This is a genomic window from Bradyrhizobium sp. CCBAU 53421 (assembly GCF_015291625.1).
Classification (GTDB): Bacteria; Pseudomonadota; Alphaproteobacteria; order Rhizobiales; family Xanthobacteraceae; genus Bradyrhizobium.
Genome location: NZ_CP030047.1, coordinates 8,862,304 through 8,881,066, shown reverse-complemented (window position 1 = coordinate 8,881,066; position 18,763 = coordinate 8,862,304). Strand labels below are relative to the sequence as shown.

Annotated in this window: 17 protein-coding genes and 1 other RNA gene; 5 read left to right on the top strand and 13 right to left on the bottom strand. The window is 65.2% G+C overall.

The window, feature by feature from the left end; all coding sequences use genetic code 11:
* Positions 1–68 precede the first annotated feature (68 nt).
* From XH92_RS41095 to XH92_RS41055, 9 genes are all read right to left on the bottom strand, one after another.
* Complete coding sequence (locus tag XH92_RS41095; RefSeq protein ID WP_194457109.1) at positions 69–1,106, bottom strand: amino acid ABC transporter substrate-binding protein; 1,038 nt, start codon at positions 1,104–1,106, stop codon at positions 69–71.
* Positions 1,107–1,169: 63 nt separating this feature from the next.
* On the bottom strand, positions 1,170–1,763 hold the full coding sequence (locus XH92_RS41090) for a L,D-transpeptidase (RefSeq protein WP_194457108.1): 594 nt from the start codon (positions 1,761–1,763) through the stop codon (positions 1,170–1,172).
* 223 nt (positions 1,764–1,986) lie between these two features.
* Positions 1,987–2,115, bottom strand: a complete 129-nt coding sequence (locus XH92_RS41085) for a DUF2474 domain-containing protein (protein ID WP_194457107.1) — start codon at positions 2,113–2,115, stop codon at positions 1,987–1,989.
* On the bottom strand, positions 2,115–3,116 hold the full coding sequence (gene cydB, locus XH92_RS41080) for a cytochrome d ubiquinol oxidase subunit II (protein WP_194457106.1): 1,002 nt from the start codon (positions 3,114–3,116) through the stop codon (positions 2,115–2,117). The genes XH92_RS41085 and cydB overlap by 1 nt, the downstream gene beginning before the upstream one ends.
* Entirely contained in the window at positions 3,113–4,519 is a 1,407-nt protein-coding gene (locus XH92_RS41075; RefSeq protein ID WP_194457105.1) for a cytochrome ubiquinol oxidase subunit I, read from the bottom strand. Before XH92_RS41075 ends, cydB begins: the two co-directional genes overlap by 4 nt.
* A 119-nt stretch (positions 4,520–4,638) precedes the next feature.
* Positions 4,639–5,217: a thioredoxin family protein gene (locus XH92_RS41070; protein WP_194457104.1), complete on the bottom strand. Its 579-nt coding sequence runs from the start codon at positions 5,215–5,217 to the stop codon at positions 4,639–4,641.
* Positions 5,218–5,235: 18 nt separating this feature from the next.
* Positions 5,236–5,931: a cytochrome c biogenesis CcdA family protein gene (locus XH92_RS41065; protein ID WP_194457103.1), complete on the bottom strand. Its 696-nt coding sequence runs from the start codon at positions 5,929–5,931 to the stop codon at positions 5,236–5,238.
* A gap of 539 nt (positions 5,932–6,470) precedes the next feature.
* Positions 6,471–7,082, bottom strand: coding sequence for a sigma-70 family RNA polymerase sigma factor (locus XH92_RS41060; RefSeq protein ID WP_194457102.1), 612 nt, complete (start codon positions 7,080–7,082; stop codon positions 6,471–6,473).
* Between the two features lie 235 nt (positions 7,083–7,317).
* The gene (locus XH92_RS41055) at positions 7,318–8,409 is read right to left on the bottom strand and encodes an acyltransferase family protein (protein ID WP_194457101.1); all 1,092 of its coding nucleotides are present in this window, start codon (positions 8,407–8,409) and stop codon (positions 7,318–7,320) included.
* Positions 8,410–8,634: 225 nt separating this feature from the next.
* Here XH92_RS41055 and hrpB point away from each other — a divergent pair, with 225 nt between their 5' ends.
* The 4 genes from hrpB (at position 8,635) to XH92_RS41035 (ending at position 15,310) form a co-directional block, all read left to right on the top strand.
* Positions 8,635–11,115, top strand: a complete 2,481-nt coding sequence (gene hrpB, locus XH92_RS41050) for an ATP-dependent helicase HrpB (protein WP_194457100.1) — start codon at positions 8,635–8,637, stop codon at positions 11,113–11,115.
* A 363-nt stretch (positions 11,116–11,478) separates the two neighbouring features.
* Positions 11,479–12,966 carry an NCS1 family nucleobase:cation symporter-1 gene (locus XH92_RS41045; protein ID WP_194457099.1) on the top strand — a complete coding sequence of 496 codons (1,488 nt, stop codon included), beginning with the start codon at positions 11,479–11,481 and terminating at the stop codon, positions 12,964–12,966.
* 177 nt (positions 12,967–13,143) lie between these two features.
* Complete coding sequence (locus XH92_RS41040; protein ID WP_246788106.1) at positions 13,144–13,656, top strand: TIGR02281 family clan AA aspartic protease; 513 nt, start codon at positions 13,144–13,146, stop codon at positions 13,654–13,656.
* A gap of 154 nt (positions 13,657–13,810) precedes the next feature.
* Positions 13,811–15,310: a phosphomannomutase/phosphoglucomutase gene (locus tag XH92_RS41035; protein ID WP_194457098.1), complete on the top strand. Its 1,500-nt coding sequence runs from the start codon at positions 13,811–13,813 to the stop codon at positions 15,308–15,310.
* Positions 15,311–15,472: 162 nt separating this feature from the next.
* On the opposite strand, the gene XH92_RS41030 is transcribed toward XH92_RS41035, so the two are convergent.
* From XH92_RS41030 to XH92_RS41015, 4 genes are all read right to left on the bottom strand, one after another.
* Positions 15,473–15,973 (bottom strand): Lrp/AsnC family transcriptional regulator, encoded by a 501-nt coding sequence (locus XH92_RS41030; RefSeq protein ID WP_194457097.1) that lies wholly within the window; start codon positions 15,971–15,973, stop codon positions 15,473–15,475.
* A gap of 76 nt (positions 15,974–16,049) precedes the next feature.
* Positions 16,050–16,997 carry a sugar kinase gene (locus XH92_RS41025; protein ID WP_194457096.1) on the bottom strand — a complete coding sequence of 316 codons (948 nt, stop codon included), beginning with the start codon at positions 16,995–16,997 and terminating at the stop codon, positions 16,050–16,052.
* A gap of 79 nt (positions 16,998–17,076) precedes the next feature.
* Positions 17,077–18,027: an NAD(+) diphosphatase gene (nudC, locus tag XH92_RS41020; RefSeq protein ID WP_194457095.1), complete on the bottom strand. Its 951-nt coding sequence runs from the start codon at positions 18,025–18,027 to the stop codon at positions 17,077–17,079.
* Positions 18,028–18,033: 6 nt separating this feature from the next.
* Entirely contained in the window at positions 18,034–18,453 is a 420-nt protein-coding gene (locus XH92_RS41015) for an HIT domain-containing protein (protein ID WP_028344138.1), read from the bottom strand.
* A 111-nt stretch (positions 18,454–18,564) separates the two neighbouring features.
* On the opposite strand from XH92_RS41015, the gene ffs reads away from it, so the two are divergent.
* Positions 18,565–18,661, top strand: an RNA gene (gene ffs, locus XH92_RS41010) — signal recognition particle sRNA small type.
* The last annotated feature ends 102 nt before the right edge of the window (positions 18,662–18,763 follow it).

Here is an 18,763-nt window from a genome sequence, read left to right as displayed (position 1 = left end):
ACCCGGTTCAAGCCGGGTGATGACAGTCGAGAGTGCTGCGACAGCGGTGGTCTAACCCGCGCTGTCGATCAGCGGATCGGCGGCGCGTACTGGACGCCGCCGGCGCTCCAGAGCTGGTTCATGCCGCGCGGAATCTTCAGCTTGGAATCGGCGCCGACGTTGCGGTCGTAGACCTCGCCGTAATTGCCGACATGGCGGATGATGCGCACCGCCCAGTCCTTGGTGAGGCCGAGATCCTCGCCATAGGCGCCCTCGGTGCCGACCAGCCGCATCACTTCCGGCTTCTTCGACTTCAGCGCCTCGTCGATGTTCTTCGAGGTGATGCCGAGCTCTTCGGCGTTGATCATGGCGTAGAGCGTCCACTTCACGATCATCATCCAGTCGTCGTCGCGCAAGCGCACCACCGGCGCCAGTGGCTCCTTGGAGATGATGTCGGCGAGGATCGTGTGGTCGTTCGGCTTCGACAGGTTGAGCCGCAGCGCGTAGAGCTGCGAGGCGTCCGAGGTCAGCGTGTCGCACTGGCCGCTGTCATAGGCCTTCACGACATCCTCCAGCTTGTCGAACTTCATCTCCGTGTACTTCATGTTGTTGGCACGGAAATAGTCGGCGAGGTTGAGCTGCGTCGTGGTGTTGGCCTGCACGCAGACCTTGCTGCCGTTGAGGTCGAGCGCAGAATCGATGTTGCGCGAGCGCGGGATCATGAAGCCCTGGCCGTCATAATAGGCGACCGCCGGGAAGTAGAGGTCGTAATTGGTCTCGCGCGACATGCTCCAGGTGGAGTTGCGCGACAGGATGTCGACCTTGCGGTTCTGCAGCTCCTTGAAGCGTTCGCTGGCGTCGAGCGGCACGAACTTCGCCTTCGTCGGATCGTCGAAGATCGCCGAGGCCACCGCGCGGCAGAAGTCGACGTCGAAGCCGGTCCAGTTGCCCTTGTCGTCCGGGATCGAGAAGCCCGGCAGGCCCTTGTTGACGCCGCACAGCACGTCGCCGCGACGGACGGTGCGCTTCAGCGTGCGGGTGTCGTAACGCTCATAGGTGATGGCGGCGGCCGCAACCAGTGCGGCGATCGCGAGCCCGATCGTCAGGCCGCCTCGAAATGTACGCATGGGTTCTCTCTCGCGAATGATCGGGGAAAATCAGGTCGGATGTCGAAGGCGGGTGGGTCGGGATTACAGTTCGGGCTTCTGGCGGATGATCACCTTGGTGCCGACGGGAACGCGGTTGTAGAGATCGGCGACGTCGGCATTGACCAGGCGGAAGCAGCCGGACGAGATCGCGGTGCCGATGGTGTCGGGCCGGTTGGTGCCGTGGATGCGGTAAACCGTGGTGCCAAGATACATCGCGCGGGCGCCGAGCGGATTGCCCGGGCCGCCCGCCATGAAGCGCGGCAGATAGGGCTGGCGGGCGATCATTTCCGGCGGCGGGGTCCAATCCGGCCACTCGGCCTTGCGGGTGATGGTCACCAGCCCCTGCCACTGGAAGCCGTCACGGCCGACGCCGATGCCGTAGCGCAGCGCGCGGCCGTTGCCTTGCACGAGGTAGAGATGGCGTTCGGCGGTGGAGACGATGATGGTGCCCGGCGCCTCATTGGTCCGGTAGTACACGACCTGCTTCTGCCATTCCGGGTCGAGCTCGTAGCTGTCGTCGGCGATCAGGCCCGGCTCGTCGGCGTCGGGGCGGCTCTGGGCAAAGCCTTGCGACGTCGACAGCACGAGCGCGCCCGTGGCGATCAACATCCAGACCAGGTGACGAAGTTTCGTCATGCAAAGCTCTCCTTGTTGGCGCGCGGCCAAATGGTTGCTCCACCCAAATGCGCATGGTCCGCCAAAGTGTGAGCGGTTTGGCGATCAGACCATGTGCCTCTTTTAACTTGGGCATCAAATCTCAGCGGCAGCTTGATGGCAAGTTTAGGGCGGGCGTCACACTATATCACTGTAATGCTTCTGTTTTTTGTCATGGGACCCGCGGCGCGCCGCGCCATTCGCCTTATTTCGGCGCGATCCAGAGTCGCAGCGCAAACGATATGACCGCTACCGTGCCGACGCCGCCGAGCCAGAGTGCCGCAAACCACAGCAGGCGCTGGCCGAGCGGCCGCTGATTCGGATGGGGTTGCATCAGTGATATCCGTGGCCGGGGCGCACCTTGCCGCGGAACACCCAATAAGCCCAGGCGGTGTAGCCGAGGATCAACGGCACCAGGATCGAGACTCCGATCAGCATGAAGATCTGGCTGTTGGCGGGCGCTGCCGCCTGCCAGATCGTGATGCTCTGCGGCACGATATACGGATACATGCTGATGCCGAGCCCGGCATAGGACAGGCCGAACAGGGCGAGCACCAGGAAGAACGGCTGGTGGTCGTTCCTGTTGCCGAGCGCGCGCAGCAAGAGCGCGGTGACGGCGGCGACCGCGATCGGGACCGGCGCGGTGAGGATGATGTTGGGCCAGGCGAACCAGCGCTGGGTGTACTGCACGGCCAGGAACGGCGTTGCGATGCTGACGGCGCCGATTGCGCACAGCATCGCCACCAGCAACACCCAGCTCAGATGATAGGCGCGCTCGCGCAGCTCGCCTTCGGTCTTCATCACCAGCCAGGTCGCGCCCAGCAGCGCATAGCCGATCACCAGCGCGATGCCGGTCAGGACGCTGAACGGCGTCAGCCAATCCCACCAGCCGCCGGCATAGTGGCGTCCCTCGACATGGATGCCCTGCAGGATGGCGCCGAGCGCAATCCCTTGCGCCAGCGTCGCGACCAGCGAGCCGCCGGCGAAGGCGAGGTCCCATTTGTTGCGAGCCTTCTGGGTGCGCCAGCGGAATTCGAAGGCGACGCCGCGGAACACCAGCCCGAGCAGCATCGCGATCATGGGCGTGTAGAGCGCCGGCATCAGCACCGCATAGGCCAGCGGAAACGCCGCCATCATGCCGCCGCCGCCGAGCACCAGCCAGGTCTCGTTGCCGTCCCACACCGGCGCCACCGTGTTCATGATGACGTCGCGATCGGCCTTTTGCGGGAACAGCGGAAACAGGATGCCGAGGCCGAGGTCGAAGCCGTCCATCACGACATAGACGAACACGGCGAAGGCGATGATGAAGGCCCAGATCGTGGCGAGATCGATCATCGCGCGCCCTCCGTGACAGCCCCCGCGGCCGGCGTGATGCCGGCGGCACGGGCGGGAAGGTCTTTCGTCGGGCCCTGCTCGCCGGGATGCGGCGGCTGCGCCATCAGCCGCAGGATGTAGATCACGCCTGCCGTGAACACGGCGAAATAGACGACGATGAAGGCGATCAGCGACGATCCCACCGCGGGCGCTGCTAGCGGCGACACTGAATCGGTGGTGCGCAGCAGCCCGTAGACCGTGAACGGTTGCCGCCCGGTCTCGGTGGTGATCCACCCCGCCAGCACCGCGATGAAGCCGGCCGGGCCCATCAGGACCGCGAAGCGATGCAGCAGCGGTGACCGGTACATCATGCCGCGCCAGCGCATCAAAAGGCTGAACAAGCCGAGCCCCAGGATCAGGAAGCCGAGCCCGACCATGATACGGAACGACCAGAAGGTGATCGGCACCGGCGGCCAGTTTTCACGCGGCACGGTGTCGAGGCCGGCAAGCGGCGCGTCGAGCGAATGCTTCAGGATCAGCGACGATAGTTTCGGCACCTCGATCGCGTATTTCACCTTCGCTTCGCGCTGGTCGGGCCAGCCGAACAGGATCAGCGGCGCGCCGTCCTTGTGGCTCTGGTAATGGCCTTCCATCGCCATCACCTTGGCCGGCTGGTGCTCCAGCGTGTTGAGGCCGTGCTGGTCGCCGGCGAGGATCTGGACCGGCGCCACCAGGGTCGCCATCCACATCGCCATCGAGAACATCACGCGCGGGCCCGCCAGATGCTGGTCGCGCAGCAGGTGCCAGGCGCCGACCGCGCCGACCACCAGCGAGGTGGTGAGGTAGGCAGCCAGCACCATGTGCACGAGACGATAGGGGAAGGACGGATTGAAGATCACCTTGAGCCAGTCGGCGGCGACGAACTGGCCGTCGGCATTGACCGCCTGGCCGGCCGGGGTCTGCATCCAGGAATTGGCTGACAGGATCCAGAACGCCGAGATCAGCGTGCCGATCGCGACCATCAGCGTCGCGACGAAGTGCAGCCTGGGCCCGACGCGTTCCAGCCCGAACAGCATCACGCCGAGAAAGCCGGCCTCGAGGAAGAATGCGGTCAAGACCTCATAGGCCATCATCGGGCCAATCACCGGCCCGGTCTTGTCGGCAAAGGACGACCAGTTGGTGCCGAACTGGTAGGACATCACGATGCCCGAGACCACGCCCATGCCGAACGCGACCGCGAAGATCTTCAGCCAGTAATTGAACAGGTTGATGTAGACCTCGCGCCCGGTGGCCAGCCACAGCGCTTCCAGCACCGCGAGATAGCTCGCAAGCCCGATCGAGAATGCGGGAAACACGATGTGGAACGACATCGTGAAAGCGAATTGCGCGCGGGCGAGTACGACCGCATCCCAGCCTTCGAACATCACGCACCGTCCGTCGTCGATTTCCGGCGCGATCAGCTTCGGGATCGCGCATTCCCGGCATGGAGCCTAGCATGCCGGGAATGACGGCGGATTGTCCAATTCGCGGACAAATTGTCCAGTCAGCTATTGGCGTTGAGCAGCCGGGCGACGGTGCGGTCGATCTCGTCGTACTGGCCCTCGCCGGCATGCTGGAACACGATCTTGCCGTTCCGGTCGATGATGTATTGCGCCGGCCAATACTGGTTGCCGTAGGCGTTCCAGGTCTGCGAATTATTGTCCTGCGCCACCGGATAGAGGATGCCGTGCCGCTTCAGCGCCGCCTGCACGTTGGAGGCCGAATGCTCGAACGGGAATTCCGGCGTATGGACCCCGATCACGACGAGGCCGCGATCCCGGTACTTCGAATAAAGCTGGGTGACGTGCGGCAGCGTGTTGACGCAGTTGACGCAGCCATAGGTCCAGAAATCCACCAGCACGACCTTGCCGCGCAGGTCGGCGAGCTTCAGCGGCTGCGAATTGAACCAGTTGCTGATGCCGGCGAATTCCGGCGCGGCCTGGCTCTGCTCGGTGGTCATCGCGACCGCCCGCGGCACCGGCTGCGCCGGAGCGTCGGATTCGGTGCAGAGGCCTGGGATGACGGCGCCGCCGAGGCCAAGGGCCGCAACCACAGCGGAAACAGCAATCAAGCGCAGGGACATCGAAATCTCCTTTGGACTTCACAGGCCGATCTGGCCGTTGGGGTAGAACTGGGTCAGCCACGCCACGATCAGCGTGTCGTATTGCAGGTAGGACAGCGCGGCGAAGGCGATGATCACGACGCCGAAGCCCTGCTGCAGGCGCGGCGCGATCCGCGCCATGCTGCGCACGCGGGTGGTGACGGCCTGCCCGCCATAGGCGATGGCAAGCATCGGGATCGCGGCGCCGATCGCATAGGTCACGAGCTGCAGGCTCGCCCAAGCCGTGTCCTTCGAGGTCGCGACGATGGTCAGGATCGAGCCGAGCACCGGACCGGCGCAGGGCGTCCAGACCAAGCCGAGCGTGGAGCCGAGCACGAAGCCGCCGAACAGGCTCGGCGACGGCGCAGCCTGACCGAGGCTGCCGGCGGTGCCGGTCAGCCGGATCGCCAGCCATTCGAACGGCGCCGGCCAGAGCATCAGCAGGCCGAAGCCCGCGAGCAGCACGGCCGCGCCGGTCCGCAGCAGGTTCGGGTCGAAATCGAAGGCGCGCGTGATCGCGCTCAGCAGCAATGCCACCGCAGAGAATGACATCACGAAGCCGAGCGCGATCATCGCGGGCCGCGCCTTGCCGGTCTGGCCTATCGATACCCCGAGCAGGATCGGCAGCATCGGCAGGGTGCAAGGGGCGGCGACGGTGGCGACACCGGCAAGCAGGGCAAGGGCAAGGCTGAGCATCGTCGTCCGTCCATCGGAGGTCCCGGCGCGCCAGAAGGCCGTGCCGGGTACACCTGATGTTCTTCGCGAGGACGGCGGTGGCCGTTACAGCCATCCGGGTGCCGCGGACGTCACGTCGGCGTGAGGCCGATGTCATCCGCTCCGCGGCGCACGCATCCGATTGAGTGCAAGCGGGGTAGGTGTTGCGCTTTGAATTGGTGCGCTCGCGCCACCCAATCGGTGTCATCGCCCGGTCAAGCCGGGCGACGACAGTCATTTTGAGGCCGCAAGTTGCCGCGCCGAAAACAGAGCGACCCGGCTGGGGGGCATCCCGGCCGGGTCGTTGGAGGCTTACTTGGGAGGTTAGAACTAGGGAGGTATCGAAACTGGGTCAGTGAACTCGGGTTGGGGTTGCGTCGTTGGATATGGGTATAGAGATCGCGTTTTTCCGGGTGATGTCGTCGATTGTTTCAATTGTTTCGTCGCCGAACTTTTTTGGCTTCGTGGACAATTGCCTGGGGTTGCCTGATCTCATCATAAGTCACTGATATTGTGTTACTTTAAGCCGCGACGCTGTCCACGCCGGCGACCCTCAGGAGGTCGGCGAGCTGCTTGCGGGCATAGAACATGCGGGTCTTCACCGTGCTCTGCGGGATACCGATGATCTGCCCGGCCTCCTCGACCGACTTCTCATGGTAGTAGACCAGATTGATGATCTCGCGGTGGGCCGGCGACAGCTTGGCGACGCAGGCGCGCAGGATCTCGCTGGTGGTGGCGCGATCGAGCGAGGTTTCCGGCGTGTCGGCGCCGTCGGCGATCTCCAGTACGTCCTCCTGGTCGATGTCCTCGTGCCGGCGCTGGCGCAGCGCGGTGAGCGCCTTGAAGCGCGCGATCGACAGCAGCCAGGTCGAGACCTGCGAGCGGCCCTCGAACTGGGCCGCGGTGCGCCAGACGTCCAGGAACACCTGGCTGACCAGGTCCTCGGCCATGGTGGTGTCACGCACCATGCGGAGCACGAAGCGGTAGACCCGGACGTTGTGACGGGCATAGAGCGTGTGCATCGAGGTGCGGTTGTTCTTGGCGATATGCGCGAGCAGCGTTTCATCCGAGGTCGCGCGTGCAGCGTCGATGTGATTCTTGGCTGCTGAGTTGATGGCGATGACGTTCGGCATGACAGGCTCCCAGTTCGCCGTTGGGCGGCGGTTCGTTGGGAGAAACGTTAGTTAGCGCCCGTTTCCGGATGTCTGCGCGAAAAGCGGAAAATGGTTTCGTGACCGGGAGAATTGTTTCGTCGCGGCCCGGGCGACGAAACATTAGGGACCAAAAAGCCAGTCATTTCAAAGCGCGGAAAATTCGAACGGCCGGGTTCGCCGCTGGTGGAACGAATCCGGGTCATGACTTTTGGCACTATTCGGCGGCCTGCAGAGCGGGCGCGGCTTTTTTCGGGGCAATCCAGAATGCGTCGGGCCGCTCGAACAGGAAATTGGCCCGGGCTGCCAGCGCCAGCCGCCAGATCACGAGAGAGCCGGCGACGCCGACCGCGGTCACGATCAGCGAGACCAGGCCGATATCGGGGATGACATCGAAGCGCAGCAGGAGGGTTCGCGTCGCGGCCATCGGCAGGAAGAAGGCGAGATAGATCACGATCGAGTGCTCGCCGCAGAAGCGCAGGAAGCCGAGCCAGTGCGCGCGCGCGAGCAGCGTGCCGGTCACGATGATCGCGCAGGCTCCGGCGAAGCCGAGTGCGAGCGAGACGACCGGCCATTCACTGATATCGAGCGCAACCAGGCCGCCATTGACGAGCGCCCACAGCCCAAGCCCGAGCAGGGCAACCGCAGGCTGCGCCCGCGCACGGTCCGACAGCGCGAACACGTAATCGGCCAGGACATAGCCGGTGTAGAAGTAGACGAAGCGGGCGCTGAACTCGTCGATCACGTACCAGCCGGTCGCGACGTGCGCCGATTCCAATGCTGCTGCGATCAGCCAGATCGCGAGCGGATGGACATTGCGCGTCAGCTTGGTGACGACGAAGAAGATCGGCAAGAGATAGATGAACCACAGCGTGCCGAACGGCTGGACGAAGGCTATGAGGTATTGCAGCCCAACCTCGGCCCAACCCGCCTCGGCGGCCAGCGACGGCGCCTTGAAACCGAACTGGATCGTCACCCACAGCACGTAGAAATAGGCGAAGTGCATCACCTTGCGGTCGAGATAGGTGCGCCAGTCGCGATCGATCACGACAGACAGGAACAGCCCCGAGATCAGGAAGAAGTCCGGCATCCGGAACGGTTTGGCGAACATCACGACGTAATGCATGAAGCCGGTCTGCTCGGCGGCCTTCTCGACGCCCAGCACCGAATGCATCATCACCACCATGATGATGCAGATGCCCTTGGCATAGTCGACCCAATCGACGCGCGCGCCCGCGTTCCCGAGTGATCGATCAAGGGATCGATCAAGGGAACGATCTGTCGCGGCCTGTGTGCCGTTTGTGGTCATCCTTGTCCCGTTCCGGGGTAATCGGGTCCATCATCGGCCCGATCGGTTGCTTTCTCCTTTATCAATACAAGGGATGTGCCACCGAAGCCGGACCTTCCCCGGTTCCCTGTAACCGGCGAATGGTCTAAGAGGCCCCCGGAAATCCCAAGAGAATCCCAAGAGAATCCGGGGTTCGTTAACCACAGGACGCAGCTCGGACGAGTGCCGCTGCCGCGATGAGACTCCTTGCCGCACCAATTCGATAGCCCGCTGCCGATCGACGCCGTGCTCGATGAGCTCGACCGCACGCTCGATCGCCACAATGCCGCGGTGCTGGTCGCGCCGCCGGGCGCCGGCAAGACCACGCGCGTACCGCTGGCGTTGCTCGATGCGCCCTGGGCCAGGGGCAAGAAGATCATCGTGCTGGAGCCGCGCCGCATCGCCGCGCGCGCCAGCGCCGAGCGGATGGCGAAGACGCTCGGCGAGCGGCCCGGCGAGACCGTCGGCTATCGGGTGCGCTTTGGCTCGAAGGTGTCGCGCGCGACGCGGATCGAGGTCGTCACCGAAGGCATCTTCTCGCGCCAGATCCTCGACGATCCCGAACTCAACGGCGTTGCCGCGGTGCTGTTCGACGAATTCCACGAGCGCTCGCTCGATGCCGATCTCGGGCTGGCGCTTGCGCGCGACGCGCAAACCGGCCTGCGCGAGGATCTTCGCATCCTCGTGATGTCGGCAACGCTCGACGGCGCGCGCGTCGCAAGACTGCTCGGCGATGCGCCTGTGGTCGAGAGCGAGGGGCGCGCCTTTCCGGTCGAGACCCGCTATGTCGGCCGCAAGGTCGACGCGCCGATTGAGCGGCAGATGGCGGAGACGATCGCGACCGCGCTGCGCGCCGATGCCGGCTCGGTGCTGGCCTTTCTGCCGGGCGCGGCCGAGATCCGCCGCACCCAGACGTTTCTCGCCGAGCGCGTGCACGATGCCTCGGTCGAGATCGTGCCGCTGTTCGGCGCGCTCGATGCCAGCGTGCAGGATCGCGCCATCGCGTCGGCGCCGAAGGGAACGCGCAAGGTGGTGCTGGCGACCTCGATCGCCGAGACCTCGCTGACCATCGAGGGCGTGCGCATCGTGGTCGATTCCGGCCTCGCGCGGGTGCCGCGCTACGAGCCGGATATCGCGCTGACCCGGCTCGAGACCGTGCGGGCCTCGCGCGCCGCGGTCGATCAGCGCCGCGGCCGTGCCGGCCGCATCGAGCCGGGCGTCTGCTACCGCCTCTGGGACGAGCCGCAGACCGCCTCGCTCCCGGCCTACACCGCGCCCGAGATCCTCTCCGCCGACCTGTCCTCGCTGGTGCTCGACCTCGCGCAATGGGGCGTCAGCGATCCCGCTGGGCTTGCCTTCCTCGACCCGCCGCCCGGGCCGGCGCTGAAGGAAGCAAGATCGCTGCTGTCAGAGCTCGGCGCGCTCGACGGCGATGGCCGCATCACCGAGGAGGGCAAGAGCCTGCGCGCGCTGGCGTTGCCGCCGCGGCTGGCGCGCATGATCGTGGATTCCGCCCGTTTTGGCATGGGCGAGGAGGCGGCCGAGATTGCCGCTGTGCTGACCGAGCGCGGGCTCGGCGGCGACAGCGTCGATCTCGACCACAGGCTCGATCAGTTCCGCCGTGACCGTTCGCAGCGCGCATCGAGCGCGCGCAGCATGGCCGCGCGCTGGGCCTCGCAAGTGACCTCGCAAGTGAAGGTAACGCCGAGCGAGCAGAAGGATCTCTCCACCGGCGTCATGCTGGCCTTCGCATTTCCGGATCGCGTTGCGAAGAACCGCGGCAATGGCAGCTTCGTACTGGCCAATGGCCGCGGCGCAGCCGTCGAGCAGACCGCGGCGCTGGCGCGGCTGCCTTACATCGCGGTCGCCGAACTGACCGGCACCGCCGCGAGCGGCCGCATCCTCTTGGCAGCGCCGGTCACCCAGGACGAGATCGAGCAGCGCTTCGCCGATCAGATCGAGAACGTCGAAGAGGTGACGTTCGACCGCGGCGCGATGGCGCTGCGCGCGCGCCGCCGTCGTTCACTGCACGCGATCACGCTGTCGGAAGCGCCGATGCCGCTCAAGCCATCGGCCGAGACCGCGCGCGTTTTCGCCGACGGCCTGATCGCGGCAGGTCTCGACCGGTTGCCGTGGTCGAAGCATTCGAAGCAATGGCGCGACCGCGTCACGTTCCTGCGCAAGGCCGAGGGAGAGAGCTGGCCCGATCTGTCGGACTCAGCACTTGCCGCGCGGGCCGAGGACTGGCTGGTGGGAGCGCTCTACGACAAGACCGCGCTGAAGGATCTGTCCGCCGGCGACCTGTCGGATGCGCTGATGGCGCTGCTGCCGTGGGACTTGCGCGCACGGCTCGATCGCGAGGCGCCGACGCATTTCGAGGCGCCGACCGGAACGCAGCTTGCGATCGATTACGAAGCCGAGCAGGGCCCGACCATCGCGGTGCGGCTGCAGGAGCTGTTCGGGCTCAACACCCATCCTTCGATCGCCAGGGGCGCGGTGCCGCTGGTGCTGGAACTGCTGTCGCCGGCGCAGCGCCCGGTGCAGGTGACGCGCGATCTGCCCGGCTTCTGGCGCGGCAGTTACGCTGCGGTGCGTTCCGATCTGCGCGGCCGCTACCCGCGCCACCCCTGGCCGGAAGATCCTGCCAGCGCGATGCCGACCAGGCGCGTGAAACCGCGCGGGACGTGAACCTCCGAGGCAACGATTTGTCGCGCCGCATCAACGTTTCGCGTTGTTGCGCTAGCTAGACTGGACCACCGCTATTGCAGCACTCTCGACTGTCATCACCCGGCTTGCCGCCTGCGCTGAAGCTTCGGCGCGCCAATGATCGTGGCCTCGTCGAAGCCTTGGCGTAGACGGGACCGGGTGATCCAGTACGCCGCGGCCTCTCGGCTCGAACACAAGCGCCGCTGGAATACTGGATCGCCCGGTCGAGCCGGGCGATGACGGTGTGTTGTGCGGCGACAATGGCGCCGGTCCCCCTTTTCCCGATCATGCCGACCGGTTGCGCTGGCGAGCGCCGGCAAACGGTGGTTAGATTTGCGCGCTGGGATGGGATCACGGGCTCGCAGTTTTGGGGAGGCCACCGTGGAGATCAAGAACGCATCGCCGTCGCTGTACAATGAAGATTTGGCGCCGGCCAGGGAACGCAACTGGGGCGCCTTCAGCATCTTCAACGTCTGGACCTCGGACGTGCATAGCCTCTGGGGCTATTATCTCGCCGCCAGCCTGTTCCTGCTCTGCGGCAGCTTCGTCAACTTCATCATCGCGATCGGCGCCGGCTCGCTGGTGATCTTCGTGCTGATGAGCCTGATCGGCAATGCCGGGGTGAGGACCGGCGTGCCCTATCCGGTGCTGGCGCGGGCCTCGTTCGGGATCTGGGGCGCCAATATTCCTGCGCTGGTGCGCGCCATCGTCGCCTGCTTCTGGTACGGCGCGCAGACCGCGGCGGCCTCGGGCGCGATCGTCGCGCTGCTGACGCGCATAGACAGTTTCAAGGTGTTCCACCAGTCCAGCCATCTGCTCGGCCATTCCACCCTCGAGGTGATCTGCTTCGTCGTGATCTGGGCGCTGCAGCTCCTGATCATCCAGCGCGGCATGGAAACGGTGCGCCGCTTCCAGGACTGGGCCGGGCCGGCGGTGTGGCTGATGATGCTGATCCTCGCGATCTATCTCTGCATCGCGGCCGGCGGCATCTCGCTCACCGCGCCGATCCCGCAGGATGTGCTGCTGGAGAAGACCAAGGAGGCCGGCGTGCCCGGCGAGCCCGGCTCTTTCCCGGCGCTGTGCGCCGTCGCCGCGACCTGGATCACCTATTTCGCCGCGCTCTATCTCAACTTCTGCGACTTCTCGCGTTACGCGCCTGACGCTCGGGCGTTGCGCAAGGGCAATATCTGGGGCCTGCCGGTCAACCTGATCCTGTTCTCGCTGGTCGCCGGCGTCACCACGATCGCGGCCTTCAACGTCTATCACGAGGTGCTGCTGCATCCCGACCAGATCTCGGCGAAGTTCGACAGCTGGTTCCTGGCCCTGCTCGCCGCGGTCACCTTCGCGGTGGCGACGCTCGGCATCAACGTGGTCGCCAATTTCGTCTCGCCGGCGTTCGATTTCTCCAACGTGTTTCCCCGGCATATCGACTTCAAGAAGGGCGGCTACATCGCGGCGCTGATTGCGCTCGCGCTGTATCCGTTCGCGCCCTGGGAGGGCAGCGCCGCCTCGTTCGTCGGGCTGATTGGCGCGACCATGGGGCCGATCTTCGGGATCATGATGGTCGACTACTATCTGATCGCCAAAGGTCGCGTGAACGTGCCGGCGCTGTACCAGGAGGACGGCGAATATCGCTTCCAGAACGGCTGGAACGTCAGCGCGCTGATCGCAGCCGCGATCGGTGCCCTGTTCTCGTCGGTGCTGCCGAACTTCACCTCGATCCTGCCGTCCTGGTGGGCGGTCTATGGCTGGTTCTTCGGTGTCGCGATCGCGGGCGCGGTCTATTACGCGCTGCGGGTTGCGATGCCGAGCCCGGTCGCCAGAACTGCTTGAGGGCCAATAAATTCGTGCCTGGGCAGGCGGCCGATGACATTCGGCCGCCTCTGCCGCCTCGCATTAACTCTTCGCTCATCCTTTTCGCCAAAATGGCAGGCTCGCGCTGCCGCCCTCGCTCGCGGCAGGGCGCCCGGCGTGGTGAAATTGCGTGTTCGGTTTTCCGAGTATGGTGTCATGCGTAACCTGATGATTTTCGCGGCCATCCTGATCGGGCTGGGCACGTTCATGGCCCAGATGGCCAGCAAGATGGCGCCCGCCGCCGCCACCACCGCAAAGCAGACCATGGCTCCCGCCGTCACGGTGGCGCAGGCCAGCGCCCGCACCCTCAGCATCGCGCCCGACCCGCGCGGTCACTTCGCGGCCGACGGCCGGATCGATGGCCAGCGCATCAACTTCATGGTCGACACCGGCGCCTCCGTGGTGGCCCTCAACGAAACCTCGGCCGCGCGGTTCGGCCTGCGCCCGGTGCCCGGCGACTACACCTCGCGCGTCACCACCGCCAACGGCACCATCAAGGCGGCGCGCGCCCGCATCGCCATGATCGAGATCGGCGGCCTCACCGTGCGCGACGTCGATGCGATGGTGCTGCCGGACGAGGCGCTGTCCGAAAACCTGCTCGGCCTGTCTTTCCTGTCGAAGCTGAAGCGCTTCGAATACGCCAACGGCAAATTGTTGCTGGAGCAATAAATCCAGCCGCTTCGGGCTATCCGCGGCGACGCGATATCGCCGCCATTTCCGCCGTAATTGTCGGCCACCAGCCGCAGTCCCACCTTTCGCCCGGCCTGCGCATTCGCTAAAGGCTGCGGCGATGTCTCTCTGCATGCGACCATAAGGCCGACCCATGTTTCCCAAGTCGAAATCCGCGCTGGTCCCGAACACCTATGCCTTCGAATCCGAGCCGATGGTGAAGCCGACCGGGTTTCGCGAATACGACGCGCGCTGGCTGTTCAACAAGGAAATCAATTTGATGGGCGTGCAGGCGCTGGGCATGGGGCTCGGCGCGCTGATCGCGGAGCTCGGCGTCAAGCAGGAGATCGTCACCGGTCACGACTTCCGCGGCTATTCCGCCTCGATCAAATACGCGCTGATCTCGGGCCTGATGGCGGCGGGCTGCAAGGTGCATGACATCGGGCTCGCGGTGACGCCGATGGCCTATTTCGCGCAGTTCGATCTCGACGTGCCCTGTGTCGCGATGGTCACCGCCTCGCACAACGACAATGGCTGGACCGGCGTCAAGATGGGCGCCAACCGTCCGCTCACCTTCGGCCCCGACGAGATGACGCGGCTGAAGGAGATCGTGCTTGGCGCCGCGTTCAACAACAAGGCCGGCGGCTCCTATCAGTTTCATGAGAACTATCCGGCGCGCTACATCGCCGACCTCACCAGCCGGCCGAAGCTCAAGCGCAAGCTCAAGGTGGTGGCGGCCTGCGGCAACGGCACCGCGGGCGCGTTCGCGCCGCAGGTGCTGGAGGCGATCGGCTGCGAGGTGATCCCGCTCGACACCGAGCTCGATCACACCTTCCCGAAATACAATCCGAATCCGGAAGACATGGAGATGCTGCACGCGATCCGCGATGCCGTGCTGGCGCACAAGGCCGATGTCGGCCTCGGCTTCGACGGTGACGGCGACCGCTGCGGCGTGGTCGACAACACCGGCGAGGAGATCTTCGCCGACAAGGTCGGCGTCATGCTGGCGCGCGACATGTCGGCGATCAACGCCAACGCGCAGTTCGTCGTCGACGTGAAGTCGACCGGCCTGTTCGTGACTGATCCCGTGTTGCAGAAGCAGGGCGCGAAGACGGTCTACTGGAAGACCGGGCATTCCTACATGAAGCGCCGCACCAACGAATTGGGCGCGCTGGCCGGTTTCGAGAAGTCCGGCCACTTCTTCTTCAACAAGCCGTTCGGCCGTGGCTATGACGACGGCCTGGTGTCGGCGATCGCGATCTGCGAGATGCTCGACCGCGCGCCCGGCAAGTCGATGGCCGACCTGAAGGACGCGCTGCCGAAGACCTGGTCGTCGCCGACCATGTCGCCGCACTGTGCCGACGAGGCGAAGTACGGCGTGGTCGACGCCGTGGTGAAGCACTTCGAGGCGCTGCAGCAGCAGGGCGCGCAGGTCGCGGGCCAGGCCATCCGCGATCTCGTCACCGTCAACGGCGTCCGCGTCACGGTCGCGGACGGCAGCTGGGGCCTGGTGCGCGCGTCCTCGAACAAGCCGGAGCTCGTGGTCGTGGTGGAAAGTCCGGTCAGCGAGCAGCGCATGCGCGACATGTTCGAAGCGATGGATTCCGTGCTGCGCACGCATCCCGAGGTCGGCGAATATAATCAGAAGATCTGAGCGCGGGCTTTCTACATACACGACTGTCGTCACACGGCTCGACCGGGTGATCCAGTATTCCAGAGGCAGTCGTGATCGAGGCGAGAGGCCGCGGCGTACTGGATCGCCCGGTCCATGTGCGCAATTGCGCACAGGCCGGGCGATGACAGTTGAGAAGGTGGCTTACACCGCGGGCACCGGCAGCGCGGTCACCGACTTGATCTTCTCCATCGCAAAGCGCGAGGTGACGTTCTTCAGCGGCACGGCACTGATCAGCTTTTTGTAGAAGACGTCATAGGCCTGCATGTCCGCGACCACGACGCGCAGCATGTAGTCGACGTCGCCGGCCATCCGGTAGAACTCCATCACTTCGGGCATGGCGCTGACGGCGTCGGCGAATTTGCGCAGCCAGGCTTCCGAGTGGTCGGCGCTCTCGACCGAGACGAACACCGAGATCCCGAGCCCGATCTTGTTCTGATCGACCAGCGCCACGCGGCGCAGGATCACGCCGTCGGCCTCGAGCCGCTGGATCCGCTTCCAGCACGGCGTCGACGACAGCCCGACCCGGTCGCCGATTTCGGCGACGGAGAGCGAGGCGTCCTCCTGCAGCACGGTCAGGATCTTGCGATCGATCGCGTCGAGGCGGCGGTTGTTGTCATGAAGCTGAATGGCGACATCGGTCATAGAAGAAAGTTCCACATGAAGGTTCAAACTCCCTCATATAGAGAAAAATCTTCCAAATCAAGCGGATCGTGGCCGGTCAGGCTGGCCGGGCGTCGGCGTGTTCGCCCAAAAACGCTTCAACTTCAGTACGTTGCGGTGCGGCATAAGCGCCCCCGAAGCGGGTGCATTTCAGCGCCGCAGCGGCCGAGGCAAAGCGAAGCGCCTGCCGCAGCTCCTGCTTCTCGGTGATGGCCAGCGCAAACGCCCCGTGGAAGACGTCGCCGGCGCCCAGCGTGTCGACGGTATGGACCGGGAAGGCCGGCGTCTCCTCGAGCCCGCCCTTCTCGTTGAGCCAGATCGTGCCCTGAGGGCCGCGCGTGCCGGCCAGGAAGGAAGGGGTGAGCCTGGCGAGCTTCTGCAGCGCCTGACCGTCGTCGGTGACGTCGGCGGTCTGCTGCAACGGCTCGCTGGAAAACACCAGATGGGAGGAGGCGGTGAGCAGCCCTTCCCGCATCGACATCGCGCGGTCGACGTCGACCACCACGGGAATGCCGCGCTTGACCGCTTCGGCGCACAGCTCGGTGCAGAACGGCGCGCAACGGCTCTCGGTCAGGATCGCCGCGCAATCCTCCAGCAGCAGCTCGGTCGGCGGCAGCTTGACCTTCCAGAGCTCGGGATCGCGGAAGGTGACGATGGTGCGCTCGCCGGTGTCGTCGATCATGATCGCCGAAATCGGGGTGACCAGGTCCGGCATGTGGATGAGGTGGTTGGTCTCGATGCCTTCCTGGGCCAGCTTGTCGAAGATGTAGCGGCTCGAGGTCTCCCGCGAATCGCCCATCGGTCCGCAGATCGAGGCGCGGCCGCCGAGCCGGACGATACCGATGGCGGCGTTCAGCGCGTTGCCGCCGCAGATCTCGTCGAAATGGGTCGCGTTCTCCTTGGAGCCGCGCGCCGGAACATTGACGCGGAAGGTCAGGTCGCGCACCGGCAGGCCGATGCAGAGGATGCGGGGCGGGACTTTCGGGGCACCGTCTTGAAAATTCATGCGGGGATCCGTCGCAATGGTTCCGTCAACTGCTTCAACCAGTCCCGGATTTAATCGGCAGAACGATGTCCGGTTCCCGCTATTGGTCCAACGGATTTCGGTGGTGCACCCAGCGGCCGAGCAAATGATGGGCAATCGCGAACGGATGCGGGCCGGCGAGGCCGTCGGGATGCTGGCGCTTCAGCATCAGCGTTGCCTCCGCATGGTCGAACCAGCGCGCATCCTCCAGCTCGGTGCGGTCGACCACGATGTCCTCGTTGGTTGCGCGCGCGGTGCAGCCGATCATCAGCGACGACGGATAGGGCCAAGGCTGCGTCATGTAATAATTGACGTCGGTGCAGCGGATGCCGGACTCCTCGAAAATCTCGCGCCGCACCGCGTCCTCGATGGTCTCGGCGGCCTCGACGAAGCCGGCGAGGCAGGAATACATCCCGGGCATGAACTGCTTCTGCCGGCCGAGCAGCACCTTGTCGCCCGAGGTGACCAGCATGATCACGACCGGATCGGTGCGCGGAAAATGCTCGGCCTTGCAGCTTGGGCATTCGCGCTTCCAGCCGCCCTCCCTCATCGCCGTGCGGGTGCCGCAATTGGCGCAGAAGCCGTGGCGCTGATGCCAGGTCACCATCGATTTCGCCATCGCGATCGCGGAGAGCTGCTCCGGCGGTACCACGCCCTGCATCGCCATGCCGCGCAATTCGGTGATCGCGACGTCGGCGCGCCCGACCAGCTTCTCGGCCGCCTGCGGCGCGATCCCCATGCCGAAGATCGGCGCGGCATCGCGCAGGCCTAAGAAGATCGTGCCGGGATTGGCGCCAAAGCCGCGGGCTTCCTCCAGCGAGAGCAGGGCACGCGCCCCGCCATCTTCCTGCTTCACCACCAGCGAGTCGCGATAGATCACATAGGCTCGCGCCTCGCGATGGCCCTCCAGCGCGAACAGCTTCTCGTCATTGCCGCGCAGATGCGCGGCGCGGTCCAGCACATGGGTGACGAAGGCCGGTTGGCCAAGCGGAAAAGAATCGGATGCAGACATTGAAATTCAACCCAACCAGATCTTGCGGCGAAGCGCGCTGATGAAATTCTGCACTTCCTCGGCGTCATGCGCCAGCGGCGGCATCACGCCCCAAACGGGACGCGGCCATGCAGCGTCGCTGGTGCGGCGCGCGATGACGTGGACGTGGAGCTGCGGGACGAGGTTGCCAAGGGCTGCGACATTCAGCTTGTCGCACTTGGTGACCTCTTTCAGGGCCCGCGAGACGCGGGTGATCTCGGTCATCAGCTGCGCCTGCGCAACCTCGTCGAGGTCGATGATCTCGACCGCGCCGTCGCGCCGCGGCACCAGCAGCAGCCAGGGATAGTGCGCATCCTTGATGACGAGCACCTTGCACAGCGGCAGGTCGCCGATGTCGATGGTGTCTTTCTTGAGCTGCGAATGCAGCGACCAATTGGAGGCGGGCATGACGGGCAAATAATGCCTTTCCGTGTTCCCAGACAAGCCCCACAAAGCCAGCCTTACAAAGCCGGGTCAGGCCGCTTGCTTTCCGGCGGTTTTGGCCCCAAATAGGGACCGGGAGATTGGCGGTGGACGAGCCACTCGCCAACCGGGTCAGGTCCGGAAGGAAGCAGCCCTAACGAGGTCCGGATCGGGTCGCTCGTCAGTCTCCTACCTGTTTTTCCGAGCGAATCGCGCTGGAACGGCGGTCTCCGCGCCCGGCGCTCGATTTCGGCTCCTATCCGCACGCCGGCTGAAGAGACACCCAAGTTGCGGA